This window comes from Enterobacter cloacae complex sp. P16RS2 (genome assembly GCF_014982155.1).
In the GTDB taxonomy this organism is placed as follows: Bacteria; Pseudomonadota; Gammaproteobacteria; order Enterobacterales; family Enterobacteriaceae; genus Enterobacter; species Enterobacter cloacae_M.
Genome location: NZ_JADCKW010000008.1, coordinates 1 through 24,074 on the forward strand (window position 1 = coordinate 1; position 24,074 = coordinate 24,074).

Annotated in this window: 26 protein-coding genes; 17 read left to right on the forward strand and 9 right to left on the reverse strand. The window is 52.4% G+C overall.

Going from position 1 to position 24,074, the window contains the following annotated elements:
- Positions 1-173: 173 nt before the first annotated feature.
- Complete coding sequence (locus INF68_RS04175) at positions 174-401, reverse strand: hypothetical protein (protein ID WP_126786968.1); 228 nt, start codon at positions 399-401, stop codon at positions 174-176.
- A gap of 96 nt (positions 402-497) precedes the next feature.
- Here INF68_RS04175 and INF68_RS23180 point away from each other — a divergent pair, with 96 nt between their 5' ends.
- Positions 498-662, forward strand: coding sequence for a YnfU family zinc-binding protein (locus INF68_RS23180; protein WP_216786936.1), 165 nt, complete (start codon positions 498-500; stop codon positions 660-662).
- 147 nt (positions 663-809) lie between these two features.
- Here the strand turns inward: INF68_RS23180 and INF68_RS04180 are convergent, their stop codons facing one another.
- Positions 810-1,067 carry a cold shock domain-containing protein gene (locus tag INF68_RS04180; protein ID WP_126786967.1) on the reverse strand — a complete coding sequence of 86 codons (258 nt, stop codon included), beginning with the start codon at positions 1,065-1,067 and terminating at the stop codon, positions 810-812.
- A 787-nt stretch (positions 1,068-1,854) separates the two neighbouring features.
- On the opposite strand from INF68_RS04180, the gene INF68_RS04185 reads away from it, so the two are divergent.
- The 7 genes from INF68_RS04185 to INF68_RS04210 all read left to right on the forward strand — a co-directional run bounded on the left by INF68_RS04185 (position 1,855) and on the right by INF68_RS04210 (position 6,817).
- Positions 1,855-3,378: a cyclic diguanylate phosphodiesterase gene (locus INF68_RS04185; protein ID WP_126786966.1), complete on the forward strand. Its 1,524-nt coding sequence runs from the start codon at positions 1,855-1,857 to the stop codon at positions 3,376-3,378.
- Positions 3,379-3,873: 495 nt separating this feature from the next.
- Entirely contained in the window at positions 3,874-4,218 is a 345-nt protein-coding gene (locus INF68_RS04190; protein ID WP_126786965.1) for a DUF1294 domain-containing protein, read from the forward strand.
- A 143-nt stretch (positions 4,219-4,361) separates the two neighbouring features.
- Positions 4,362-4,811 (forward strand): hypothetical protein, encoded by a 450-nt coding sequence (locus tag INF68_RS04195; protein ID WP_023312009.1) that lies wholly within the window; start codon positions 4,362-4,364, stop codon positions 4,809-4,811.
- A 261-nt stretch (positions 4,812-5,072) separates the two neighbouring features.
- Entirely contained in the window at positions 5,073-5,567 is a 495-nt protein-coding gene (locus INF68_RS23465; RefSeq protein ID WP_320205347.1) for a hypothetical protein, read from the forward strand.
- Positions 5,555-6,103, forward strand: a complete 549-nt coding sequence (locus INF68_RS23470; RefSeq protein ID WP_320205346.1) for a methyltransferase — start codon at positions 5,555-5,557, stop codon at positions 6,101-6,103. The genes INF68_RS23465 and INF68_RS23470 overlap by 13 nt, the downstream gene beginning before the upstream one ends.
- Before the next feature lie 90 nt (positions 6,104-6,193).
- Complete coding sequence (locus INF68_RS04205) at positions 6,194-6,391, forward strand: hypothetical protein (RefSeq protein WP_023312007.1); 198 nt, start codon at positions 6,194-6,196, stop codon at positions 6,389-6,391.
- 3 nt (positions 6,392-6,394) lie between these two features.
- Positions 6,395-6,817, forward strand: a complete 423-nt coding sequence (locus INF68_RS04210) for a GFA family protein (RefSeq protein ID WP_047651071.1) — start codon at positions 6,395-6,397, stop codon at positions 6,815-6,817.
- Positions 6,818-7,027: 210 nt separating this feature from the next.
- Here INF68_RS04210 and INF68_RS23415 read toward each other — a convergent pair whose 3' ends face one another.
- The 3 genes from INF68_RS23415 to nifJ form a co-directional block, all read right to left on the reverse strand.
- Positions 7,028-7,153, reverse strand: coding sequence for a hypothetical protein (locus tag INF68_RS23415; protein ID WP_255319991.1), 126 nt, complete (start codon positions 7,151-7,153; stop codon positions 7,028-7,030).
- Positions 7,154-7,301: 148 nt separating this feature from the next.
- Complete coding sequence (gene ompC / locus INF68_RS04215) at positions 7,302-8,411, reverse strand: porin OmpC (RefSeq protein ID WP_109843995.1); 1,110 nt, start codon at positions 8,409-8,411, stop codon at positions 7,302-7,304.
- Between the two features lie 388 nt (positions 8,412-8,799).
- Positions 8,800-12,324, reverse strand: coding sequence for a pyruvate:ferredoxin (flavodoxin) oxidoreductase (gene nifJ / locus INF68_RS04220; protein ID WP_126786964.1), 3,525 nt, complete (start codon positions 12,322-12,324; stop codon positions 8,800-8,802).
- A 271-nt stretch (positions 12,325-12,595) separates the two neighbouring features.
- On the opposite strand from nifJ, the gene INF68_RS04225 reads away from it, so the two are divergent.
- Positions 12,596-12,862 (forward strand): DUF333 domain-containing protein, encoded by a 267-nt coding sequence (locus INF68_RS04225; RefSeq protein WP_023312003.1) that lies wholly within the window; start codon positions 12,596-12,598, stop codon positions 12,860-12,862.
- On the opposite strand, the gene hslJ is transcribed toward INF68_RS04225, so the two are convergent.
- The 4 genes from hslJ to INF68_RS04245 form a co-directional block, all read right to left on the reverse strand.
- Positions 12,863-13,300 carry a heat shock protein HslJ gene (hslJ, locus tag INF68_RS04230; RefSeq protein ID WP_109843997.1) on the reverse strand — a complete coding sequence of 146 codons (438 nt, stop codon included), beginning with the start codon at positions 13,298-13,300 and terminating at the stop codon, positions 12,863-12,865.
- 126 nt (positions 13,301-13,426) lie between these two features.
- Positions 13,427-13,555, reverse strand: a complete 129-nt coding sequence (locus tag INF68_RS04235) for a DUF2474 domain-containing protein (protein WP_008501283.1) — start codon at positions 13,553-13,555, stop codon at positions 13,427-13,429.
- Positions 13,555-14,565: a cytochrome d ubiquinol oxidase subunit II gene (gene cydB / locus INF68_RS04240; RefSeq protein ID WP_033145694.1), complete on the reverse strand. Its 1,011-nt coding sequence runs from the start codon at positions 14,563-14,565 to the stop codon at positions 13,555-13,557. Before cydB ends, INF68_RS04235 begins: the two co-directional genes overlap by 1 nt.
- Positions 14,565-15,965, reverse strand: a complete 1,401-nt coding sequence (locus tag INF68_RS04245) for a cytochrome ubiquinol oxidase subunit I (RefSeq protein ID WP_126786963.1) — start codon at positions 15,963-15,965, stop codon at positions 14,565-14,567. The genes cydB and INF68_RS04245 overlap by 1 nt, the downstream gene beginning before the upstream one ends.
- Positions 15,966-16,355: 390 nt before the next feature.
- Between INF68_RS04245 and INF68_RS04250 the strand changes: the two genes are divergently transcribed.
- The 8 genes from INF68_RS04250 to INF68_RS04285 all read left to right on the forward strand — a co-directional run bounded on the left by INF68_RS04250 (position 16,356) and on the right by INF68_RS04285 (position 24,031).
- Positions 16,356-16,544 carry a cold-shock protein gene (locus tag INF68_RS04250; protein WP_193525265.1) on the forward strand — a complete coding sequence of 63 codons (189 nt, stop codon included), beginning with the start codon at positions 16,356-16,358 and terminating at the stop codon, positions 16,542-16,544.
- Between the two features lie 82 nt (positions 16,545-16,626).
- Positions 16,627-18,036, forward strand: coding sequence for a PLP-dependent aminotransferase family protein (locus INF68_RS04255; protein WP_033145692.1), 1,410 nt, complete (start codon positions 16,627-16,629; stop codon positions 18,034-18,036).
- Between the two features lie 270 nt (positions 18,037-18,306).
- Positions 18,307-19,452, forward strand: coding sequence for a putative ABC transporter substrate-binding protein YdcS (gene ydcS / locus INF68_RS04260; protein WP_109844060.1), 1,146 nt, complete (start codon positions 18,307-18,309; stop codon positions 19,450-19,452).
- Between the two features lie 17 nt (positions 19,453-19,469).
- On the forward strand, positions 19,470-20,483 hold the full coding sequence (locus INF68_RS04265; RefSeq protein WP_045354186.1) for an ABC transporter ATP-binding protein: 1,014 nt from the start codon (positions 19,470-19,472) through the stop codon (positions 20,481-20,483).
- Between the two features lies 1 nt (position 20,484).
- On the forward strand, positions 20,485-21,429 hold the full coding sequence (locus INF68_RS04270; protein ID WP_126786962.1) for an ABC transporter permease: 945 nt from the start codon (positions 20,485-20,487) through the stop codon (positions 21,427-21,429).
- Positions 21,419-22,225 (forward strand): ABC transporter permease, encoded by an 807-nt coding sequence (locus INF68_RS04275; RefSeq protein WP_008501291.1) that lies wholly within the window; start codon positions 21,419-21,421, stop codon positions 22,223-22,225. Before INF68_RS04270 ends, INF68_RS04275 begins: the two co-directional genes overlap by 11 nt.
- A gap of 24 nt (positions 22,226-22,249) precedes the next feature.
- A complete protein-coding gene (gene patD, locus INF68_RS04280; RefSeq protein ID WP_126786961.1) occupies positions 22,250-23,674 on the forward strand; it encodes an aminobutyraldehyde dehydrogenase in 1,425 nt (474 codons plus the stop codon).
- A gap of 183 nt (positions 23,675-23,857) precedes the next feature.
- Entirely contained in the window at positions 23,858-24,031 is a 174-nt protein-coding gene (locus tag INF68_RS04285; RefSeq protein ID WP_013096478.1) for a GhoT/OrtT family toxin, read from the forward strand.
- Positions 24,032-24,074: the final 43 nt, after the last annotated feature.

Sequence of the window (24,074 nt, forward strand, 5' to 3'; positions counted from 1 at the left end):
GTATTACAGGTTCTATAAAAAAGCCTGCATTTAGCAGGCTTTAATTGTTAGGCGTTTTTATTATTTTAATTCAAAAAATAAAACCTAAAAGCGCTCGCTGCAAATATCGGCGATTTTACTGAGGTTTTATCTTTCCATTTGTGAAGTGGCTGAGATTTTTCCGCAAACGCACATCACAAATGGATTTTTGCGGCATCAAGTATCTTCTGAGAAGTAAGTTCTCTATCAGAGTAAACATAAACAAAGCTGCGATCTCCTGTTAAAGATGGGAAACCGGCAGACATAATCTGAAAGTGTATTTCTTCACCGTCCGGATATTCTTGTCTTACGGACGTAGTTGCTTGTTGCACTGTGACAACTTTACTTGGTTTACCATTGAAAAAAACGATTACATTCTTCATAAATCACCCTGTGTTTTTGAGATCTTTCCAAAACTAAAGCAAGCATTTTTTAGCTTTAAAGTGTATGGTGGCAGTCCGTAAAATTAGGAGATGCCTATGTCTGGACGTAAAAATACACAATCCCGTCGAAATCATTTAGTCAAATGTCCATGCCCAAATTGCTCTAAAGATTCAGAGCATAGCTTTAATCGCGTGCAAAAGGGCGCTCAACTTGTCTGCCCGTACTGCCACGCTTTGTTTAAAACCACTCAACGATTATAAATCAAAGTAGTGGAAAAATGAGTTGGCTTTGAGTTTAGATTACTTGTGGACCAGTTCTGCACTTCATCACATTAGTTAGCGCACTCGTTAAGAAAATATGTCGGCTGTTGATATGAATAACAGTCATATAATCCAGGGCCCGCTTACTCAGAAAACCTTGTTGGTAATCACGGGCCATTGATAATATTCTCTATCGAGAAGAATGACATTTGCAGCAGAAGGGCCTTTATCGCCGCTTAGAATCGCAAATTCGACTTTCTGACCTTCAAATAGTGTATTAAAACTTTCTCCCTGCAGGGCAGAGAAACGAACAAGAACATCTTTACTGCCATCAAGGGGAGAGATAAAGCCAAAGCCTTTATCTTCATTAAACCACTTAACCAGACCTTGAATTCGTGAAGACATAAATACTCCTTTAAAGACTCTTTAAATGATAAGAAATGACTAAAACGTATGGACTCAAAAGGAGGGGATATCAGCGATAGCGCCTGGTTATGAGGACTGCGTGGTAAAATATTGTATTCGGTATTGCATCGAACCAACTAAATCATTAAGGCACGGACTGAGTTGATAAGCAAACGTTATTTTAGCCATCCGGATGGCTTTCGTGGCGCGTTTCCGGTCACGTTGAATCTGCTGTCAATTTTCGATAAAAAGTCGTCGGCTTGATGTTCGCCTCTGCGAGTCCGGGGCAGGAAAAAGGGTTGTGCGCATTGACCTTGTGAATATATTTTGATTAGGCTATGTATGTTCAGCACCACGCTTTTTCTTAAAATTTTATCCCATTGGAAGGGTTTAACGTGTTCAAGCTTAGTTCATCTCTACTGGCTATTTTCCTGCTGTCAGGCTGTAGCTCCGATCTGGTTCTCAGTCCACCTAAACAACCCGAATACAAGTCAATGCCTGAAATAACCCAGTCTGTGACGCCAACGCAACAGCGTGCAATCATGGCCGGCGAAAGACCAGACTGGTCAGAAAGAACCCCGATCAATACAATAAAGCGATATTAACAGACATTTATCCACCAGGGCTGCCGTTCGGCGGCCTTTTGTTTCCCCTCACTCTGGCTGGCAAGAACATTTCTGACGCCTGGCATGGTAATTATTACGTTATCGACCATGCTTAAGACAATAACAATTCAATCACTTCACCATCGTTGAAGCGGCTACTTCACTTAAATCGAGAACCCTAAATGCGCCATGGATCTATCCCCGTAGCTGCAGCCACAACAATGTTCTTGCTCGGCGTTTTTATCATCAATTTACAGGTCTGGTATTCTGCACGGGCTGATAGCCTGGCAGAGGCGCACTACGTCGTGCGGAACATGAATGTTATTCTTAAAGAAGCTCGTCATGCGACTGAAATGGCAATGCAGCTTGCCGAGAATGAGTGTGATGCTGAAGGGCAATATCGGCTGGGCACCGAGGCGGCATTACAGCCTCACCTGAGAACGATCGTTATTTTGAAAAATGATGCTGTCTGGTGCTCCTCGTTACCGGGAAACCGCGTATTGTTGGTCAACAGCTCAATCCTGCCTGAGTCATCACTGCTCCTCGTCCCTTCGGCCAGTACCGTCAACGGTCTTCCGGTTCTCTTATACCAGACAATTCACGCCGGAAGCCGAATCATCGTTAGCATCAGCGATAGCCATATTCGGGATGCGCTGGATATGCCATTAAATGGCGTTGAATATTCACTGAGAGTGGGCAATACCCTTTTAGGTCTGACAGGGGATGTTACGACGGCAGACCTTACGAACAAACAGGTATTAACGGTAAAAGCCTCTGGTTATCCTTTCTCGGTACAATTTAACTCTCCACCTCTTTTTAGCCTTAAGAGATTATTCAATCGAGCCGGAGGCGTGGTGTTATTCCTGCTGATAATATCGTCTCTCTCTGCTTATATTCTTCAACGCTATATTTCTAAGGATGTTTCACCCGAAGAGTCACTGCGCATCGCCATTTACAGAAATGAAATTATTCCGTATTACCAACCCGTTGTGAGCGGCAAAGAGGGAACCTTACGGGGTGTGGAAGTGTTGGCCAGATGGAAGCATCCTCGATCAGGGTTTATTTCTCCCGCGTCCTTCATTCCTCTTGCGGAGAAATCCGGTTTAATTATTCCTTTGACTCAGAGCTTAATGAGGCAGGTTGCAATACACATGAATGCTATTGCGACATTGCTGCCAGAAGGGTTTCACGTAGGGATTAACTTCAGCGCTTCTCATATCGTAGCGTCCACCTTTGTTGAAGAGTGTCTCCACTACAAGCGCAGCTTTACTCAACAGGATCTTAACCTTGTCGTTGAAGTGACGGAGCGTGAACCACTCGACATTGATGAACATCTCGTTAATACATTGAATGAGTTACATAACAATGGATTTGCCATTGCGCTGGATGACTTTGGTACGGGTTATTCCGGCCTGTCCTATCTGCAGGATCTGCATATTGATTACATTAAAATCGACCAGAGCTTTGTTGCCAGGGTTAACGCGAATGAGGACTCAACGCTAATCCTTGATTCGGTACTTGAGTTGGCCAAAAAACTGTCAATTAGCATCGTGGCGGAAGGCGTTGAAACAGAAGAGCAGCTCGATTACCTCACACGCAATCATATCCGGTTTTTACAGGGGTATTTCTTTTACAAACCACTTTCTTTCAAGGAACTGGTCAAAGTTCTCTTGTCGAAGCCAAAAGTTAAAGTACGAGTTGAATAATCCTTATTCAGTCATTTCTGAGAAAGTAAAAAGGGGGGACATCATCCCCCAAAAAATGCAGACCATTATTGCTTTAACCACGGCAATATTTTGTTATGCATTGACCGAATGGTCAAATTAATTGTTTTCAACATTGTTTTTGAAAATATGAAGCGGATGGGCGAACTTGAATATTAGCTGCCTAACGTTTAATTTGATTCTAATCAATATTGTCGCACCCCTCTTTAGATTAATGGATGCAATACTTGTTGTTTTGTTAAAACAATGCGCTTACGCTGTGTTTTCGACGTAAGATGTTTCAGGTTAATTTTTTAAGAAAAAAATGCTGGCTGCTAAAGCAAAATGAAATAATGCTTACTTATTACCGCTGTTTAAATGTTAACCAGTAAAGGCCCAGGGCGTAGTTTGCTTTTAGAATAGCCGTCTCACTCTGAGATTTTCGTCAGCTAGCGTATAATGCGTTATCCAAACTGTAAACACCCCGTGACTGGTGCTATGACCCTTAATCGCTTTTGTTATTTACTCCTGATTTTCGCTGCGATCGGCAGCCTTCTTACCACCCATCCTCTGTTCATGTGGTTTCTGGCGATCAACGTGATGACGTTGGTCATGTATGGCGCCGATAAAATGGCGGCGCGGAAGGGGATGCGCAGGGTTCCGGAAGCGACATTGCAGGTATTTGGCGTGACAGGTGGCTGGCCTGGTGCCATTGTCGGCCAACAGCTCTTTCGCCATAAAACCCAAAAGCAGCCCTTCAAAAGCTACTTTTTCATCAGCGTCGTCGTCAGCATCGCCATGATGGCGGCCGTTTATCATTTTTCTTCTTATTCTCTTTTATGAGCGTTGGCAAGGACCGTTGACGGTAAGGCATATCTTTAATTCATTCCTTCATCACTGCCAATAGTAGTAGGACTATTCTTAAGTGGTTGCTGTTTTTTGCACAATCTGAATAATACGTGCAACAACACGGACGACAACATCCCATGAAAATAGAATCACTTATCCTGGCAGTGCTGGTGCTCTTTTCTGCGCCTTCCTGGTCTGCTTTTCAGGAGCGGGAATATAATACCTGGTATATAAAAAATGCGGTCCTTTATGATATGACACAGACATCGGAAGGTTTCCCAGTCATGGTGAGCGTCTCCCAGCCTGGGAGAAAATCCGCTAATTTACTGGTATCCTATATTACTGAAGGCCGCTGTGGTGAGAATAATCTGCCGCTTAATGTGAACGGTAAAGTGCTGCCCGCAAAATATAATTGTGTCCAGATAGGGAAAAACAGAATTGAACATTTTTCAGTGGTGGACGCGGAAAGCGTCAATGGCATGGTGATGCACCTGAGATCTGATTTCACTATTCTCCTGCAAAACGATATCAAAATTTGGGCGGCAAATATCAAAACGCCAAAATATGGACTGGCGCCGAGATTCTAACTATGAAATGCCTGTATTACGACAGGCATTTTTTTAGGATGTAACGCAATCATTTTTAAGTTAATAGTAGTAATGCATTACTATTAAATATTAAAGGTAAGTGGCCTTGGTTTTTTACGTATTTAAACGGACTGTATGCTAAACGGTACAAAACCGCATAAATAATCCTTTCTGACGTTATGGATAAAGCTCATTACCAGACTTACGCTTGCTAGCGGCGTTTTAGTTGTCCAACACATCTTTACTGGTAAGGAGCAGAAAATGTCGCAACGTAATAGTCTGGATTTACTAAGCCGTAAAGAAGGAATGTGCCTGTTAGAGCAAAGCATGGGTTTTGTCTGGCAGGCAGCACTTCGAGCCGTCGCGGTATTAGGCGTCGCAGATCGTCTGGTTGAAGGAAAAAAATCCGTCAAGCAACTGGCGAAGGAGTTGAATGTAGACGTTAACTATCTTCATCGAATCATGCGCTTATTGTCCTCTCGTGGCGTTTTCAACGAATTATCTGAAGCTGAATACAGTCTTAGCCATTCAGCGCAATTCCTCTGTTCTGAGCATGAATTTTCCTTGCGTGCGGCGGTGCTCATGCTGACAGACCCAACATTCTGGCAGCCAGCGGCTAAAATGGATGAGATATTGTACGGCAAACCTGTTTTTAATGATTTGTTTGGCAAGCCTTTTTACGAATACTGGCAGCATGACGACACGATGACTGACAGCAACGTTTTCATGCGGGTATGGCCTCTATGTCATCCGTAGAAAATGAAGTCATCGCAGATAGCTATTCGTTCCCGCAAAACGCCGTGGTTGCCGATATCGCCGGCGGGCTGGGTAACTTATTGCTGGCTGTTTTACGTCGAAATCCGACCCTGACGGGGATCCTTTTTGATCAAAAAGATGTGCTTGAGCGAAATCGACTGCACCTGTTAAATGATAATCGTCGATGGGAAACCGTTAATGGGAGCTTTTTTAAAGCCTGTCCTGCAGCGGACATTTATCTGCTTAAGTATATCCTCATGGACTGGCCTGATGAGAAGGCGGTACAGATACTTCAGTGCTGCAGAAATGCAATGAAAGATAACTCCCGCTTATTAATTTTTGAACCGCTTATTAAAAAAGAAAATAATGAACAGGGACGATTTGAAATTGACCTTCTTCTGTTAACAAGCTTTGATGGAGGACGAGCACGAACAGAGTCTGAGTATCAGGCCTTGTTTGAACAGACCAATCTGAAGCTGAACAAAATAATAGACACCCGTTCGTATCTGTCGATTCTGGAAGTCGTACCTCTCTGAACTGTTTAAATAACATTCGCAGAGCATCTGTCCGGCATTTCGTTTTACCATATTCCTGCTACGCTTGTTTGTTGTACCAGGAGCATGAATATGAAAAACAAAGATGAACAAACCGGATTAGTGGGGCTGGCGATTGGGGCCGCCGTTATTGGGCTGGTTTCAGCGCAGAAACCGATCCATCGCAACAGCATTGTCGATGAACTGGTCAGGCTCGGCAGGCAAAAAGGCGATGGCGTAGAAGATGAGGTTTTCGTTAAGGCTGCCGAGCTGGTGAGAAAAGGGGTATAGCCCATGGCTGAAAGACGTAATGCGAAGTGCCATTGCGGCGCGGTGGCGTTCACCGTTGAGCTTACCGATGGCCTGAACACCGCGCGGCGCTGCAGCTGTTCCTTTTGTCGTATGCGAGGCGCGGTCGTCGTCTCTGCGCCGTTGTCAGGGATTAAGGTGACCAAAGGTGAAGATAAGCTCACCGAGTACCGCTTTAACACGGGAACGGCACGGCATTTCTTCTGCTCGGTGTGCGGGATCTACACGTTCCATCAGCGGCGTTCTAACCCAAACGAATATGGCGTTAATGTCGCCTGTTTTGAAAACGTATCACCTTTTGATTTTCCAGAGGTGAAGGTGATGGACGGCGTTAACCATCCGATGGATGGGGAAAGTGGGGTATTTGGTTATCTTTCTTTTCGCGAGAAAGGGGAAGAGCAGGCATGATTGCCGCCTGGCCACTCTTTTACTCCTCCGGCTATAGTAGGTAGTGAGTAACTGAAACAGGAGAAACTATGCTCTGTGTTGAAAAAGACGGTCCGCGTGAGGCCCCTGAATCAGGTGATAAAAAGCCTCAACCTGTAAAAAAATAACGCGACATACGCGTTTACCCGCCACCGGCACTGCTGGTGGCTTTTTATTTCCCAGGCAACCCTGTTAACTGCCATCCAGATGGTTTAACAGCGCGCCGAGATGCCCGACGATATCACCAAAATCAAAAATTAACGCCATCCACAGCAATGCTAAAAGGGTAAGTACGGCAAGGGATACACGACCAAACAACGTTGTTATCCTTAGTGATAAAAGGGCTATCACCGCAGTTTAACCAGCTTTCTTTCAACTTTCCCTCAACAAATCCTTTTCTTAAACTGTCTTTTGAGACGAACTTCAAAAAATAAGCGAGCCCGCATGATTATGCGGGCTCTGACCATCAGAACTGGTAAACCAGGCCTAACGCTACAACATCATCGGTGCTGATGCCGTTGTCTTTGTAGAAGCTGTCATCTTCATCCAGCAGGTTGATTTTGTAATCAACGTAGGTGGACATGTTTTTATTGAAGTAATAGGTGACCCCTACGTCAGCATATTTAACCAGATCCTGGTCACCCTGGCCGTTGCCCAGGTCCTTACCTTTCGACTGCAGGTAGGAAACGGACGGACGCAGGCCGAAGTCGAACTGGTACTGCGCGGTCACTTCGAAGTTCTGGGTTTTGTTCGCCACGGCGTCGGTATTATCACCATACGGTGTCATATTGCGGGTTTCAGAATACATTGCCGCCAGATAGATGTTATTGGCGTCATACTTCAGGCCCGCCGTCCAGGCATCCGCCTTGTCTCCACCCGCAGTGGTATTCATGACCTGCTCGTTGGTGCGGTCAGAAGAGGTATACGCGGCCCCTGCAGTAATCCCCATGCCGAAGTCATAGGTGGTAGAGATACCAAAGCCATCACCGTTCTCGTGACGCGTGTCGCGACCGTTGTTGGTGCCTTCCTGGTTGTTGCTGGCATCTTCATTTTTGCCCTGATACTGCAGCGCAAAGTTCAGGCCCTGCACCAGACCATAGAAGTCGGTGTTACGGTAGGTTGCCACGCCGTTGGCGCGGCTGGTCATAAAGTTGTCGGCTTTGGTGTAGGAGTCGCCACCGAACTCAGGCAGCATATCGGTCCAGCCTTCCACGTCGTACAGCACGCCGTAGTTACGACCGTAATCGAAGGAGCCGTAGTCACCCACCTTTACACCAGCGAAGGCCAGACGCGTCCAGGACTGATTATCAGACCCTTCAGTATTATTAGCCTGAATGTTGTATTCCCACTGCGCGTAGCCGGTCATCATATCGTTGATCTGTGTTTCACCCTTGAAACCCAGACGCAGGTAGGTTTGATCGCCGTCAGCACCTTTATCGTCGGAGAAATAGTGCAGACCATCTACTTTTCCGTACAGATCTAATTTGTTACCGTCTTTATTATAAATCTCTGCTGCATGAGTTGCGCCAGCCATTAACAGAGCCGGAATCATCAGGGCCAGTACTTTTCTTTGCATTGTGATATTCCTTTGCAGTTTTTTTATTCAATTACCTGTTGAACTTTCAGAATGAGAAAGTTGTCTCATGCTAAATCACTCCCGTGTAAGAGTAATAAAATATAATTGTTACGAACTAAGTAAAATCTAAACCGAATAAATCGGCGGAAATGGTCATTGGTTTGATGAATGATTTAAAAGTAACTATATTAAATTGGAATTATTAATCAGGCGTTAATTAAGCTAATCTAGCCGGCGTTATATGCCTGTAAGATGATTCATCCATAATTAACGTGAATGCTATTAAGGAAACTAAATAGATATTCACTGATTATCTGGATTCGCCCGGTGTGAATACGCCGGGCTTTTTTTATGGCAAAAAAATGCCCGGACAAGCCGGGCAGGGGAACTAGTCGCTGGTCGGTTTTTCGGCTTTACCCGCCATCTGCGCCAGGAAGTCATAGCGTTTTTGCAGGTCAGCAGCGGCATCTTTCCAGAGCTGCCCGGCCACTTCTGGCTGCTGGGCGTTAAGGCGACGGAAGCGCTGTTCCTGCATTAACGTCTCGGCCAGTGCATCCGAAGGCGGACGCGAATCCAGCGCCAGCGGTAATTTACCCTCGTCAGCACGACGCGGGTCGAACCGGTAGAGCGGCCAGAAGCCGGTCGCTGTCAGCTGACGCATCTGGTCGTGGCTGAGCGCCAGATCGTAGCCATGCTCTTCGCAAGGGCTATATGCAATGATCAGCGATGGGCCAGGATACGCTTCCGCTTCCTGAATCGCTTTTACCGTCTGGTTAAGCTGGGCACCCAGCGAAATTTGCGCGACGTAAACATGACCATACATCATCATGCTTACACCGAGATCTTTGCGCGCCTTGCGTTTGCCGTGTTCGCCGAATTTCGTTACCGCGCCTAACGGCGTAGCTTTCGATGCCTGACCACCGGTGTTGGAATAACACTGCGTATCCAGAACCAGGATGTTGACGTTTTCGGTCAGGCTCAGCACGTGATCCAGCCCGCCAAAGCCGATATCGTAAGCCCAGCCGTCGCCGCCAATCAGCCAGATTGATTTTTCGACCAGGGCGTCAGCGTCGGTCAGCAGCTGTTCAGCCCCCGTCAAGCCCTGCAGCGCGCGGCGCAGCTCGGCAACCTGCTCACGGCGTTCTTCTGGCGTCGCGTCCGCGTGAAGCGCGTCATTGAGCTCAGCGGGGATCTGCCCGGCAAACTGTTCCAGCAGGCGCATCACGCGCGCGCGGTGCTGGTCGACGGTCAGGCGGAAGCCCAGGCCGAATTCGGCGTTGTCCTCGAACAGCGAGTTTGCCCACGCAGGACCGCGACCGTTGGCGTCAGTGGTGTACGGCGTGGAGGGCAGGTTACCGCCATAGATAGATGAGCAGCCGGTAGCGTTGGCAATCAGCATCCTGTCACCGTATAGCTGGGTAAGCAGCTTGATATATGGCGTCTCACCGCAGCCGGAGCAGGCTCCAGAGTACTCAAACAGCGGCGTAATCAGCTGTGAGGTACGAATATCAATACGTTCCAGTTTGCTGCGATCGATTTCCGGCAGATTCAGGAAGAAGTCATAATTGACCTTCTCCTCTTCAACGTGCTCCAGACGCGACATCATATTGATGGCTTTGATCTCCGGATCCTGCCTGTCTTTCGCCGGACAGACCTCGACGCACAGGTTACAGCCGGTGCAATCTTCCGGCGCGACCTGCAGAACGTATTTCTGTCCGCGCATATCGCGAGATTTGACATCCAGCGAATGCAGGCTGGCCGGCGCGGCTTCCATCTCTTCCGGTGAAACCACTTTGGCTCGAATAGCAGAGTGCGGGCAGGCCGCAACGCAGTGGTTGCACTGGGTACACAGCTCTTCTTTCCAGATAGGGATCGCTTCGGCAATGTTACGTTTTTCCCAGCGCGTGGTGCCCATCGGCCAGGTGCCATCCGGCGGTAGCGCAGAGACGGGCAGGGCATCGCCCAGGCCGGCCAGCATCGCCGCCGTCACGGTCTTCACGAAATCGGGCGCCGCATCGGACACCACCGGAGGGCGGTTCGGGCTTGTGGCATTCACCGGCTGCAGCGGTACCTCAAACAGCAATTCGCGCGCCAGCGCCAGCGCCTGCCAGTTTCGCTCGACCAGCTCCTGGCCTTTGCTGCTGTAGCTTTTGGCAATCGCACCCTGCAGCTCCACCAGCGCGCTGTCGCCCGGCAGAATATTGGTCAGATGGAAGAAGGCCATCTGCATAACGGTATTAATACGCGCAGCCAGTCCACATTCGCGGGCAATTTTTGCGGCGTTGACCACGTAGAAACGGGCTTTTTTCTGGTTCAGCACCGCCTGAACTTCCTGCGGCAGGCGCCCCCAGACTTCGTCCGCGCCGTACGGCGTATTCAGGAGGAAAATGCCGCCGGGCTTCAGGCGCTCGGCCATCTGGTATTTATCAATAAACTGCAGCTGGTGACAGCCAACAAAATCAGCCTGAGAAATAAGATACGCGGAGCGGATGGGCTGTTCGCTCACGCGCAGGTGAGAAACGGTCAAGCCGCCTGCTTTTTTGGAGTCGTAAACGAAGTACCCCTGGGCGTACCATGGCGTTGAGTTGCCGATGATTTTGATGTTGTTTTTGGTCGCGGAGACGCTGCCGTCGCTGCCCAGACCATAGAACAGCGCCTCAAGTTTGGCGGTCGGGGGCAGGGTATTTTCCGGCAGCGACAGGGACAGGTTAGTCACATCATCATAAATGCCGACGGTAAAGCGCGGTTTGGGTTTCGCTTCGCTTAACTCGTTGAATACCGCCAGCACGCAGTCCGGCCCAAACTCTTTGGAGGACAAACCATAGCGACCCCCGATTACGCGCGGCAGCGTTTCACGTTCGCCCTGATTAAAGGCTTCTGCCAGGGCGGTCATCACATCCAGATAGAGGGGTTCCGCCTGCGCGCCAGGCTCTTTGGTACGATCGAGCACCGCCACAGCGCGGGCGCTTTCAGGGAGAGCCGAAAGCAGATGTTTGGCCGAGAACGGACGATAGAGACGCACCTTAAGCACGCCAACTTTTTCGCCGCGCGTCAGCAGCTCGTCAACCACCTCTTCACAGGTACCAATGGCTGACCCCATCAGCACAATCACCCGTTCCGCCTGCGGATGTCCGTAGTACTCAAACGGTTTGTACTCTCGGCCGGTTGCGGCGGCAAAGTCATTCATTGCCTGTTCAACATGATCGTAAACCGCGTTGTACCAGGGGTTCGTGGCCTCGCGGGACTGGAAATAGGTATCCGGGTTCGCCGATGTCCCGCGAATAACCGGGTGTTCAGGATTAAGTGCCCGGGCGCGATGCGCGTCGATTTCCGCCTGCGGCAACAGATTCAGGATAGTGTCGTCGGCCAGCGGGACGATTTTGTTGATTTCGTGAGAGGTGCGGAAACCATCAAAGAAGTGAATAAACGGCACGCGGCTTTTGAGCGTGGCGATATGCGAAATTAAGGCAAAGTCCTGGGCTTCCTGAACGCTGCTGGCGCACAGCATCGCGCAGCCGGTCTGGCGCACGGCCATCACGTCAGAGTGATCGCCAAAGATAGAGAGCGCGTGGGTGGCAACGGTACGCGCGGCAACGTGCAGAACGAAGGGGGTCAGCTGACCGGCGAGTTTGTAAAGCGTAGGGATCATTAACAGCAATCCCTGTGAAGAGGTAAACGACGTGGAAAGCGCGCCGGTCTGAAGGGCGCCGTGTACCGTGGCAATCGCACCGGCTTCGGACTGCATCTCAACCACTCTCGGGACATCGCCCCAGACGTTTTTTAACCCGTTACCCGCCCAGGCATCCGCCTGCTCGGCCATGGTAGAACTTGGCGTAATCGGGTAGATGGCGATAACTTCACTGGTGCGAAACGCGACTGAGGCAACTGCACCATTACCGTCAATAGTTTGCATAGGACAACACCCTTACATTGCGCAAAAAATAGGGGTCTGTATTACGGCAACAAACCCTGAATATTATCTGTGTATTCTAGCAAACGAGGGATTTTACGATTTTCGCTTTTGTGTCCTTGGTATTCCTGCCATCAATGAGTAGATCAAACTTTTGGCGAAAAAATTGCGAGAAATTGTTTCCGGAGCGCATAAATACGCACTTCCGCTCTCGACGACACGGGATGTGATGCCTATTATGCATAGGTTTCGCATTATTCATGGGGGAGAGAGCATGCGCTCAGCATTTTGGGTAGGGTGTGCCGCGTTATTGTTGTCGGCATGTAGCAGTGAGCCAGTCCAGCAGGCAACGGCAGCCCACGTGGCGCCGGGAATGAAAGCGGCAATGTCCAGTTCAGGTCAGGCCAACTGCGCGATGATTGGCGGTTCGCTGTCTGTCGCCCGCCAGCTTGATGGTTCTGCTATTGGGATGTGCGCCTTGCCAAACGGCAAACGCTGTAGCGAACAGTCGCTTGCCGTTGGAAGCTGCGGTAACTACTGATTATTCTACACGCTTAAACATCAGCGTTTTATCGGCTGTCGCCAGCGTTAACTGGTCCTCAGTCAGGTCGACCTGCGCCCCTTTGCGCAGCATGTCGCCGATGGCCTGATCCAGCTCATTCAGCTGCGGCTCGGTACAGAGCTTGCGCGTCATGGCCAGCGTTTTAACCTTCAGCTCGCCTTCGGACAATTTCCCCTGACCGTTGAAGCTGTTACACATCTGACCAGAAACGCTGATGTTATTCACCAGGCTGATATCTGGCAGCGCGCTAAAACCGATCTCAGGTTGCGTTGTCGCGGTCTTCACGGTCTTACCGTTGACGTTTTCCAGCACAAAGCGATGGTTTTTAAGTTGCTCCGGCTGTACGGAGGCTTTGCCCGGATTAACGCAGCCGGAAAGGACAAGACTAATAACGCTTAAAGCAATGAGCTTTTTCATTTTTCTTCTCAAACTATAAATACCGTGAATCTTTTTCCAGTGTAACGATACTCTGCCGTGCGTTAATGGGGTTTATCTGAAAGTGCTGGGAGGAGCCGGGCAACGCAGCGGTTGCCCGGAATGACGCTAATGCGATTTAAATCCTGCCGCCGTCATCAGCATACGGAAGAGCATACTGACAGCAGCCAGCGCCAGTACGCTGCCGCCCCAGATAATGGCCAGCCACAGTAATCTTTTCCAGACCGGTTGTTGCATCAGTGATAACCCTCCCCATGCTGAACTTTGCCGCGAAACACGTAGTAGCTCCAGAAGGTGTAGACCAGAATAACGGGAATGATCAACAGCGCGCCCACCAGCATAAAGCCCTGGCTTTGCGTCGGGGCGGCGGCCTGCCACAGGGTGATCGACGGTGGAATAATATGCGGCCAGATGCTGATCCCAAGCCCGCTAAAGCCGAGGAATATCAGCCCCAGCGTCAGGATAAACGGACGGCTATGGCTGGCGGGATTATTCAGGCAGCGCCACTGGTACAGGCTAAAAATCACCACCAGGGCAGGGACCGGCAGCAGATAAAACAGATTCGGTAGCGTAAACCAGCGCGCAGCGATGGCCGGTTGCGCCAGCGGCGTCCAGAGGCTGATCGCCGCAATAAACGCCAGCAGCACGATTAACAGCGTTTTCGACACCTCACGCATCCGCTCCTGCAGCGCGTTTTCGCTTTTCATCACCAGCCAGGTAGAGCCTAACAGCGCATAAGCCACCACCAGCCCCGCGCCGCAAAACAGGTTAAACGCGGTAAACCAGTCAAAGGGGCCGCCGGTATAGGCCCGGCCGGTGACGGTAAATCCGTTAATAACGGCGCCTACCGTCACGCCCTGGGTGAACGTTGCCAGAATGGAACCGCCAATAAACGCCTTATCCCAGAAGGGGCGGTGGGCCGGCGTGGCTTTAAAGCGAAACTCAAATGCCACCCCGCGGAAAATAAGTCCGATCAGCATTAACGTTAGCGGAATGGTGAGGGCATCAACGATCACCGCATAGGCCAGCGGGAATGCGCCGAACAGGGCGGCACCGCCCAGCACCAGCCAGGTTTCATTCCCGTCCCAGACCGGCGCGACGCTGTTGACCATCACGTCGCGATCGTCGGCGTTCTGCGTGGCCGGGAAAAGAATACCGATTCCCAGATCAAAACCGTCCATCACGATATACATCAGCGTGGCGAAGACGATTATGACAAACCAGATAATGGAAAGATCGATCCCCATTATGGCTGCTCCTTATGTTCAGTTGTGACGGCAGAAAGCGGGCGCGCCGGACGTCCGTCGGACTCGGTAGCGAAAGTTTCATGCGGCTGCGGGCCTTTTCGGATGAGGCGAACCATATAGCTGTAACCCACGCCGAATACCGAGGTATAGACGACGAAGAAGGCCAGCAGGCTCACGCTCATATGCAGGTAACCGTGGGCAGATACCGCATCCTTCGTTCGCTGGAGTCCGTAGACCACCCACGGCTGGCGGCCCACTTCGGTGGTGATCCACCCGGCCAGGATGGCAATCAGTCCGGTTGGCCCCATCAGCAGCGCGAACCACAGGAAGGGGCGCGACGAATACACGCGTTTTTTGTAGCGCAGCCAGAGTGCCATCACCCCGAGCAGCAGCATCAGCATGCCCAGGCCCGCCATAATGCGGAATGACCAGAAGACGATGGTGGAATTCGGACGGTCTTCCTTCGGAAACTCTTTGAGGGCCGGAACCTGTTTATCCAGGCTGTGCGTCAGGATAAGACTCCCCAGCGCCGGGATCTCCAGCCCAAAGCGGGTGCGCTCCTGTTCCATATCCGGCCAGCCAAACAGCAGCAGCGGGGTAGACTCACCCGGCGGATTTTCCCAGTGGCCTTCAATGGCGGCAATCTTGGCTGGCTGGTGCTTTAAGGTGTTCAACCCGTGCATATCGCCAACCATGGCCTGGATGGGGGCGACAATCAGCGTCATCCACAGCGCCATCGAAAACATCGCCCGGATGGCAGGAGTATTATTCCCGCGCAGCAGATGCCATGCCGCGGATGCGCCCACAAACAGGGCGCTGCTCAGGAATGCGGCTATCGACATATGCAGCAGGCGGTAAGGGAAGGAGGGGTTAAACACCACGGCGAACCAGTCCACCGGCACGACCTGACCGTTGACGATCTCATAGCCCTGCGGGGTCTGCATCCAGCTGTTCGATGAGAGGATCCAGAAGGTAGAAATAATAGTACCCAACGCCACCATGCAGGTGGAGAAGAAGTGCAGACCCGGCCCGACTTTGTTCCAGCCGAACAGCATCACGCCGAGGAACCCGGCTTCGAGGAAGAAGGCGGTCAGCACTTCATAGGTCAGAAGCGGGCCGGTAATGCTGCCCGCAAACTGTGAAAATCCGCTCCAGTTAGTGCCGAACTGGTAGGCCATCACCAGCCCGGAGACCACGCCCATGCCAAAGTTGACGGCAAAAATCTTTGACCAGAAATGGTATAGCGAGCGCCAGACCGGATTTTTGGTTTTCAGCCACAGCCCTTCGAGTACGGCAAGATAGCTTGCCAGGCCGATGGTGATCGCCGGGAAAATAATGTGAAAGGATACGGTAAAGGCAAACTGTATCCGTGCAAGGTGAAAAGCATCTAAACCAAACATGCACAGCCTCAATGTCAAACGGTGTGCTGTTATGGTATAGGGGCAAAGTTCGGACTGTCAGACGCAGAAAAGTGATTTTTAACCATAACAGTTGGCTTAAAGCTCATGCTTTAGGTATCTGATATACCTCGCGTGAGGAATAAAAACTGTATTTTTATGAATTTTAGGCATAAAACTGCTTGCCTTGTCGTCTGCGGCGTGCGTTAATGGTCATCTGGTTTTGAGTCCAAATAAATATCTGACGTAGTTTTATAAAGCAGTTCTCATCACGTTGTGCCTCTCCGCAGCCTCTCTTGGGTCTTTATCTACTTTCCGATTCGTTTTGTTTAAAACCATTATTGCCCAATCGGCCCATTAGTAATTTACGTTTTTACGTGTCAGGAGAATCCTATGACTTCATATATTCATTTCCGCTGCCCATGCTGTCATGGCTCGCAGTACCGTACCTCAGTTTTTGATATGTCTGAGAAAAACCCACTCGGCGCGAAATGCATCTTTTGCAAATCGGCGATGATCACCCTCGATCACCTGGCCGCTGCGCGCCAGGCGCAAAGCCACGTTACCGAGTACCGTAAGTAATTTGTTTCACGAACTATAACAGTTAGCTAAATCTTCTCTTTTTCTCCTGCTGATATACACTGTCGGTCACAAGGAGAATTTGATGAAAAAATACCAGCGTCTGGCGCAACAAATTATCTCGCAGATTGAGCTTGGCGTATGGCTGCCGGGCGATAAGCTGCCTTCGCTGCGAGAGCAGGTGGCGAGCAGCGGCATGAGTTTTATGACCGTTGGCCACGCGTATCAGATGCTGGAAAGTCAGGGGCGCATTGTCGCCAGACCGCAGTCGGGCTATTACGTTGCCTCGCGCCCGACCGCACATCAGCCTGCTCCACCTGCCCAGGTGATGCGTGACGAAGTGGTGGATATTAACACCTACATCTTCGACGTCTTACAGGCCAGCCGCGACCCGTCCGTTGTTCCTTTTGCCTCCGCGTTTCCCGATCCCCGACTTTTCCCGCTGCAGCAGCTCAACCGTTCGCTGGCGAACGTCAGCAAAACCGCGACGGCGATGAGCGTGATTGAGAACCTGCCGCCGGGTAACGTCGATCTCCGCCACGCCATTGCCCGTCGCTACGCGCAGCAGGGGATGAACATCTCCCCGGAAGAGATCGTGATCACCGCAGGCGCGCTTGAAGCGCTCAATCTCAGCCTGCAGGCGGTAACCGAGCCGGGCGACTGGGTGATAGTCGAAAACCCGTGTTTTTACGGCGCGCTGCAGGCGCTGGAACGCCTGAAGCTCAAAGCGTTGTCGATTGCGACGGATGTCCGCGAGGGGATTGACCTGAATGCCCTTGAACAGGCGCTGAAGGAGTACCCGGTTAAAGCCTGCTGGATCATGACCAACAGTCAGAACCCGCTTGGCTTCACGCTGAGCGCGGAGAAAAAAGCGCAGCTTGTCGCGCTGTTAACGCAGCACAACGTCCCCTTGATTGAAGACGATGTCTACAGCGAGCTCTATTTTGGCCGTGAAAAGCCGCTCCCGGCGAAAGCATGGGATCGCCAGGATATGACGCTGCACTGCTCGTCCTTTTCAAAATGCCTGGTAGCCGGTTTTCGCATCGGCTGGGTTGCGGCAGGAAAACACGCGAGACGCATTCAGCAGTTGCAGCTGATGAGCACGCTCTCCACCAGCTCACCCGTGCAGCTAGCGCTGGTGGATTACCTGGCGACGAAACGCTACGACGCCCATCTGCGCCGGCTGCGGCGTACGCTCGCCGAGCGAAAACAGCAGGCCTGGCAGTCTCTTTTGCGCCATATGCCTGCCGGCGTCAAAATCCACCATAACGACAGCGGCTACTTTTTATGGCTGGAGCTTCCGGCGCAGCTGGATGCGGGTCTGCTCAGCGAAAAAGCCTTAACGCACCACATCAGCATTGCGCCCGGAAAGATGTTTTCCACCTCCGACGCGTGGACACCGTTCTTCCGGTTTAATACCTCCTGGGCCTGGGGAGAGCGAGAAGAGCAGGCGGTCATTCAGTTAGGGAAATTAATTAGTACGATGCTGGAATAAACTTTTCTCCGTTATTTAAATAATCAATTCTTATCCAGATGACGGCGCTGCGAATATTTCGTGGTGCCCTGTCATAGGAAATCTGCATACCGTCTCTCGCGGCTAACTCCTTGTCTATAATCCAGTTAACGGGGAATGCGCCCTCGGTCACACCTTGATGAAATTTCCTGAAGCCGTACGGTGCGGCGCATTTGCGCGGTCTACGTTTAATAAGGGAGATATTTTTACGGCACGGCTGCCGCTAAATTCATTGCGACAGGAGTAACTCTTATGAGCAAACATTTTGCCCGCAGCAGCCTGTGCGCGCTCGGCATGACTATCATGACAGCGCAAGCCGCAGAACCACCAAAGGCCATCGGCGACGGGGAAGGTCGACTGGATATTATCGCCTGGCCGGGATACATCGAACGCGGACAGACGGATAAAAATTATGACTGGGTCACCCAGTTTGAAAAAGAGACCGGGTGTGCGGTCAACGTCAAGACGGCGGCCACGTCGGATGAAATGGTCAGCCTGATGGCGAAAGGGGGATATGACCTGGTCACCGCCTCGGGTGACGCCTCCCTGCGCCTGATAATGGGTAAACGCGTTCAGCCCATTAACCCAGACCTCATCCCCAACTGGAAAACGCTCGACGCGCGGATTGTGAAAGGGGAATGGTTTAACGTCGGCGGGAAAGTCTACGGCACGCCGTATCAGTGGGGGCCAAACCTGCTGATGTACAACACCAAAACCTTCCCGACTCCGCCTGATAGCTGGAGTGTGGTCTTTACCAAACAGGATCTGCCGGACGGTAAAACCAATCAGGGACGCGTGCAGGCGTACGACGGCCCGATTTATATCGCCGATGCGGCGCTCTTCGTCAAAGCCACTCAGCCGCAGCTGGGTATCAAAGACCCTTACCAGCTCACCGAAGCACAGTATGCCGCCGTGCTGAAAGTGCTGCGCGACCAGCACGCGCTGATCCATCGCTACTGGCATGACACCACCGTTCAAATGAGCGATTTCAAAAATGAAGGCGTCGTGGCCTCCAGCGCCTGGCCGTATCAGGCGAATGCCCTGAAGGCTGAGAACCAGCCCGTTGCCACCGTCTTCCCGAAAGAGGGGGTGACCGGCTGGGCGGATACCACCATGCTGCACGCGCAGGCAAAACACCCGATGTGCGCCTATAAGTGGATGAACTGGTCGCTGACGCCGAAAGTGCAGGGCGATCTGGCGGCCTGGTTTGGCTCCCTGCCCGTGGTTGCTGAAGGGTGTAAGGCCAGCACGCTGCTGGGTGATAAAGGCTGCGAAACAAACGGTTATAACGAGTTCGACAAAATCATGTTCTGGAAAACCCCTATCGCCGAAGGCGGCAAATTTGTCCCTTACAGCCGCTGGACGCAGGATTACATCGCCATCATGGGCGGTCGTTAATTGCCCGGGAGCAGAACATGACGTACGCGGTAGAGTTTAACAATGTTTCCCGTCTGTACGGCGACGTACGGGCGGTGGATGGGGTCACCATTGCTATTCGTGACGGAGAATTTTTCTCCATGCTGGGGCCTTCGGGCTCCGGCAAAACCACCTGCCTGCGTCTGATAGCGGGTTTTGAGCAGCTGTCAGGCGGCACGATTTCTATCTTCGGCAAAGAGGCGAGCGAACTGCCTCCCTGGGAGCGGGATGTGAATACCGTCTTTCAGGACTACGCGCTGTTCCCGCATATGTCGATCCTCGACAATGTTGCCTACGGGCTGATGGTCAAAGGCATCGACAAGAAAAAACGTCATGCGCAGGCCCGTGATGCCCTGGAAAAAGTGGGCCTGAGCTTTGCCATTGCCCGCAAACCTTCACAACTTTCCGGCGGCCAGCGGCAGCGTGTTGCCATCGCCCGGGCGCTGGTCAATGAGCCGCGCGTCCTGCTGCTGGATGAACCCTTAGGTGCGCTCGATCTCAAACTGCGTGAACAGATGCAGTTCGAGCTAAAGAAGCTTCAGCAGGAACTCGGCATCACCTTTATTTTTGTCACCCACGATCAGGGCGAAGCCCTTTCCATGTCAGACCGGGTGGCGGTGTTCAATAACGGGCGCATCGAGCAGGTGGATACCCCGCGCGATCTCTACATGCGTCCGCGCACGCCGTTTGTCGCCGGTTTTGTCGGCACGTCCAACGTCTTTGATGCGGGCCTTGCGCAGAAAATATGCGGCATGGAAGGCAGCTATTCCCTGCGCCCGGAACATATTCGCCTTAACGAGGGCGGAGACGTTCAGGTTCAGGGCATCGTGCAGGCCGTTCAGTATCAGGGGGCGGCCACGCGGCTGGAGCTGAAACTTGCCGATGGCGCCAAACTGCTGGTGAGCCAGGCCAATCTCAGTGAAACCTCGTCGCTGAGCGGCATTGCGCCGGGGCAGGCGGTGATGGCGTCGTGGTCACGCGAGGCGATGATTCGCCTGCACGAGGAGAGGTGAAATGGCTATGAGTGTCGCGCATCCTCCCGCCTCGCACGGCCGCTTAAGCCGCATGACGGCGCTGTTCTGGCGTAAACCGTCGCTCGGCCTGTTCCTGCTTCTGCTCGCGCCGCTCATGTGGTTTGGCATCGTCTATTTAGGATCGCTTTTGACCCTGCTGTGGCAAGGATTTTACACCTTTGACGATTTCACCATGGCCGTCACGCCGGATCTGACCCTGGCGAACATTCAGGCGCTTTTCAACCCGGCAAACTACGACATTATCCTGCGCACGTTAACCATGGCGATTGCGGTGACAATTGCCAGCGCCATCCTGGCCTTCCCGATGGCCTGGTACATGGCGCGATACACCCGCGGCAAGTGGAAAGCGTTTTTCTATATCGCTGTGATGCTGCCAATGTGGGCGAGCTACATCGTCAAAGCCTACGCCTGGACGCTGCTGCTGGCGAAGGATGGGGTGGCGCAGTGGTTTCTCAACCATCTGGGGCTGGAGCCGATCCTGACCTCCCTCCTTACGCTCCCGGCGATTGGCGGCAACACCTTGTCCACCTCCGGACTGGGACGGTTTCTGGTCTTCGTCTATATCTGGCTGCCGTTTATGATCCTGCCCGTCCAAGCGGCGCTGGAACGCCTGCCTGCCTCGCTACTGCAGGCCTCAGCCGACCTCGGCGCGCGCCCTCGCCAGACCTTTCGCTACGTCGTTCTGCCGCTGGCGATCCCGGGTATTGCGGCAGGCTCAATATTCACCTTTTCCCTGACGCTGGGGGATTTCATCGTTCCGCAGCTGGTGGGGCCGCCGGGCTACTTCATCGGTAACATGGTCTACTCGCAGCAGGGCGCCATTGGCAATATGCCCATGGCCGCCGCGTTCACGCTGGTGCCCATCGTACTGATTTCACTCTATCTGGCGTTCGTGAAACGTCTGGGAGCATTCGATGCACTCTGAACGCGCACCGCTGTTCCTGAAAGTGGCAGCGTGGGGAGGCGTTATCTTCCTGCACTTTCCGCTGCTGATTATCGCAACCTATGCCTTTAATACCGAAGACGCTGCCTTCAGCTTTCCGCCGCAGGGCCTGACGCTGAAGTGGTTCAGCGTGGCGGCGGGGCGCGGCGATATTATTGAATCAGTGACGTTGTCACTTCAGATTGCCGCGCTCTCCACCGCGATTGCCCTTGTGCTTGGCACGCTTGCTGCAGCGGCGCTGTGGCGAAGCGAGTTTTTTGGCAAGAATGCGATCTCGCTGCTGCTGCTGTTGCCGATTGCGTTGCCGGGGATCATCACCGGTCTGGCGCTGCTGACGGCATTCAAAACGATCAATCTTGAGCCGGGGTTTTTCACCATCGTTGTCGGACACGCCACCTTCTGCGTGGTGGTGGTGTTTAACAACGTGATTGCCCGGTTCAGACGCACCTCCTGGAGCCTGGTGGAAGCGTCGATGGATCTCGGGGCCGACGGATGGCAAACCTTCCGCTATGTGGTGCTGCCCAATCTGGGTTCCGCTCTGCTGGCCGGGGGTATGCTGGCGTTTGCCCTGTCGTTTGACGAGATAATCGTCACAACGTTTACGGCGGGACACGAGCGCACGTTACCGCTGTGGTTGCTCAATCAGCTCGGTCGTCCGCGCGACGTTCCGGTCACCAACGTCGTAGCACTGCTGGTGATGCTGGTGACAACTATCCCCATTCTGGGAGCCTGGTGGCTAACCCGCGACGGTGAGAACATCGCCGGCAGCGGGAAATAACAGTGAATTCAACAGGAAAATGCTATGCAAACACAACTGCTGATAGAGGGAAAACTGGTAACCGGAGAGGGAGAAAAACAGCCGGTCTATAACCCGGCCACTGGAAAACTCCTGCTGGAGATTGCCGAGGCGTCAGCGGCTCAGGTCGACGCGGCGGTTCAGGCGGCCGACCGTGCCTTTGCGGAGTGGGGGCAAACCACGCCGAAAACCCGTGCCGAGTGCCTGCTGAAGCTGGCGGATGCGATTGAAGCGCATGGGGAGGACTTTGCCCGGCTCGAATCCCTCAACTGCGGGAAGCCGCTGCACTGTGCTCTGGGTGATGAAATTCCGGCGGTGGTCGACGTTTTCCGTTTCTTTGCCGGGGCCGCCCGCTGTCTGAACGGGCTGGCCGCCGGGGAGTACCTTGACGGCCACACGTCGATGATCCGCCGCGATCCGGTGGGCGTGGTTGCCTCTATTGCCCCATGGAACTATCCGCTGATGATGGCGGCCTGGAAGCTGGCCCCCGCGCTGGCGGCAGGGAACTGCGTGGTGATTAAGCCCTCAGAGATCACGCCGCTGACCGCGCTGAAGCTGGGAGAGCTGGCAAAAGATATCTTCCCGGCAGGCGTTCTGAACGTCCTGTTTGGCCGGGGGAAAACGGTTGGCGATCCGCTTACCGGGCATGAAAAAGTCCGTATGGTCTCGCTGACCGGTTCGATTGCTACCGGGGAACATATCATCGGCCATACCGCGTCATCCATTAAACGCACCCACATGGAGCTGGGCGGTAAAGCGCCGGTTATCGTCTTTGATGATGCCGACCTGGATGCGGTTGTCGAAGGGGTGCGGACGTTTGGTTTCTACAATGCCGGGCAGGACTGTACGGCGGCCTGCCGGATTTATGCCCAGAAGGGCATCTATGCCGCGCTGGTGGAAAAGCTGGGCGCAGCGGTCGCCAGCCTCAAAATGGGTGCGCCGGAGGATGCCTCTACCGAACTGGGACCGCTCAGCTCGGCCGACCATCTTTCACGCGTCTGTCAGGCGGTCGATGCGGCGAAAGCGCTCGGCCACATCCGCGTTGTCACCGGCGGGAGCAAAAAAGAGGGGGCGGGCTACTACTTCCAGCCAACCCTGCTGGCGGGGGCAAAACAGGACGACGCCATCGTTCAGCGGGAGGTGTTTGGCCCGGTGGTGAGCGTCACCGAGTTTGACGACGAGGCGCAGGTGCTGGCCTGGGCGAACGATTCGCAGTATGGACTGGCGTCATCGGTCTGGACCAAAGACGTGGGCCGCGCCCATCGCCTGAGCGCGCGCCTGCAGTACGGCTGCACCTGGGTGAATACCCATTTTATGCTGGTGAGCGAAATGCCGCACGGCGGCATGAAGTTATCCGGCTACGGCAAAGATATGTCGGTCTACGGGCTTGAGGATTATACGGTCGTGCGGCATGTCATGATCAAACACTAAGCCCGCCATGCCTGGCCGTATGCGCGGCCAGGCGTTTCCCGCGCCCGCCATGAGTGTTACGCAAGATACTCAATTGTAATTATCCGTAATATTTAAGTGGTTATTCTGTAACGAAAAAACTTGATCTGTATCAACATATGACGCATATTGCGTGCGGTTATTTTTTCGGCTCTGGTATACAGAATGACGTTGTATCAAAAGATGTTGGTTTTTTACGCAATCATGGCTTCCATCTGCGCATTAATTACCTGGTTCCTCTCTAAAGACCGCAAACGTATCCGCCTGCTCAGCGCTTTTCTGGTGGGGTCAACCTGGCCAATGAGCTTTCCCGTTGCGCTGCTGGTCTCGCTTTTCTGAAGCACGCTTCCATTTTTAAAAGATGAATATGGCATTCCCGACA

Coding starts and splice junctions, on each gene's coding strand:
- INF68_RS04285 (WP_013096478.1), top strand. CDS start 23,858: ATGACGTTGTATCAAAAGATGTTGGTTTTTTACGCAATCATGGCTTCC.
- hslJ (WP_109843997.1), bottom strand. CDS start 13,300: ATGAAAAAGCTCATTGCTTTAAGCGTTATTAGTCTTGTCCTTTCCGGC.
- INF68_RS04275 (WP_008501291.1), top strand. CDS start 21,419: ATGCACTCTGAACGCGCACCGCTGTTCCTGAAAGTGGCAGCGTGGGGA.
- INF68_RS04210 (WP_047651071.1), top strand. CDS start 6,395: ATGGCTGAAAGACGTAATGCGAAGTGCCATTGCGGCGCGGTGGCGTTC.
- INF68_RS04205 (WP_023312007.1), top strand. CDS start 6,194: ATGAAAAACAAAGATGAACAAACCGGATTAGTGGGGCTGGCGATTGGG.
- INF68_RS04180 (WP_126786967.1), bottom strand. CDS start 1,067: ATGTCTTCACGAATTCAAGGTCTGGTTAAGTGGTTTAATGAAGATAAA.
- INF68_RS04175 (WP_126786968.1), bottom strand. CDS start 401: ATGAAGAATGTAATCGTTTTTTTCAATGGTAAACCAAGTAAAGTTGTC.
- nifJ (WP_126786964.1), bottom strand. CDS start 12,324: ATGCAAACTATTGACGGTAATGGTGCAGTTGCCTCAGTCGCGTTTCGC.
- INF68_RS04250 (WP_193525265.1), top strand. CDS start 16,356: ATGACTTCATATATTCATTTCCGCTGCCCATGCTGTCATGGCTCGCAG.
- INF68_RS04235 (WP_008501283.1), bottom strand. CDS start 13,555: ATGCAACAACCGGTCTGGAAAAGATTACTGTGGCTGGCCATTATCTGG.
- patD (WP_126786961.1), top strand. CDS start 22,250: ATGCAAACACAACTGCTGATAGAGGGAAAACTGGTAACCGGAGAGGGA.
- ompC (WP_109843995.1), bottom strand. CDS start 8,411: ATGCAAAGAAAAGTACTGGCCCTGATGATTCCGGCTCTGTTAATGGCT.
- cydB (WP_033145694.1), bottom strand. CDS start 14,565: ATGGGGATCGATCTTTCCATTATCTGGTTTGTCATAATCGTCTTCGCC.
- INF68_RS23465 (WP_320205347.1), top strand. CDS start 5,073: ATGTCGCAACGTAATAGTCTGGATTTACTAAGCCGTAAAGAAGGAATG.
- INF68_RS04190 (WP_126786965.1), top strand. CDS start 3,874: ATGACCCTTAATCGCTTTTGTTATTTACTCCTGATTTTCGCTGCGATC.
- INF68_RS04245 (WP_126786963.1), bottom strand. CDS start 15,965: ATGTTTGGTTTAGATGCTTTTCACCTTGCACGGATACAGTTTGCCTTT.
- INF68_RS23180 (WP_216786936.1), top strand. CDS start 498: ATGTCTGGACGTAAAAATACACAATCCCGTCGAAATCATTTAGTCAAA.
- ydcS (WP_109844060.1), top strand. CDS start 18,307: ATGAGCAAACATTTTGCCCGCAGCAGCCTGTGCGCGCTCGGCATGACT.
- INF68_RS04265 (WP_045354186.1), top strand. CDS start 19,470: ATGACGTACGCGGTAGAGTTTAACAATGTTTCCCGTCTGTACGGCGAC.
- INF68_RS23470 (WP_320205346.1), top strand. CDS start 5,555: ATGTCATCCGTAGAAAATGAAGTCATCGCAGATAGCTATTCGTTCCCG.
- INF68_RS04195 (WP_023312009.1), top strand. CDS start 4,362: ATGAAAATAGAATCACTTATCCTGGCAGTGCTGGTGCTCTTTTCTGCG.
- INF68_RS04255 (WP_033145692.1), top strand. CDS start 16,627: ATGAAAAAATACCAGCGTCTGGCGCAACAAATTATCTCGCAGATTGAG.
- INF68_RS04225 (WP_023312003.1), top strand. CDS start 12,596: ATGCGCTCAGCATTTTGGGTAGGGTGTGCCGCGTTATTGTTGTCGGCA.
- INF68_RS04185 (WP_126786966.1), top strand. CDS start 1,855: ATGCGCCATGGATCTATCCCCGTAGCTGCAGCCACAACAATGTTCTTG.
- INF68_RS04270 (WP_126786962.1), top strand. CDS start 20,485: ATGGCTATGAGTGTCGCGCATCCTCCCGCCTCGCACGGCCGCTTAAGC.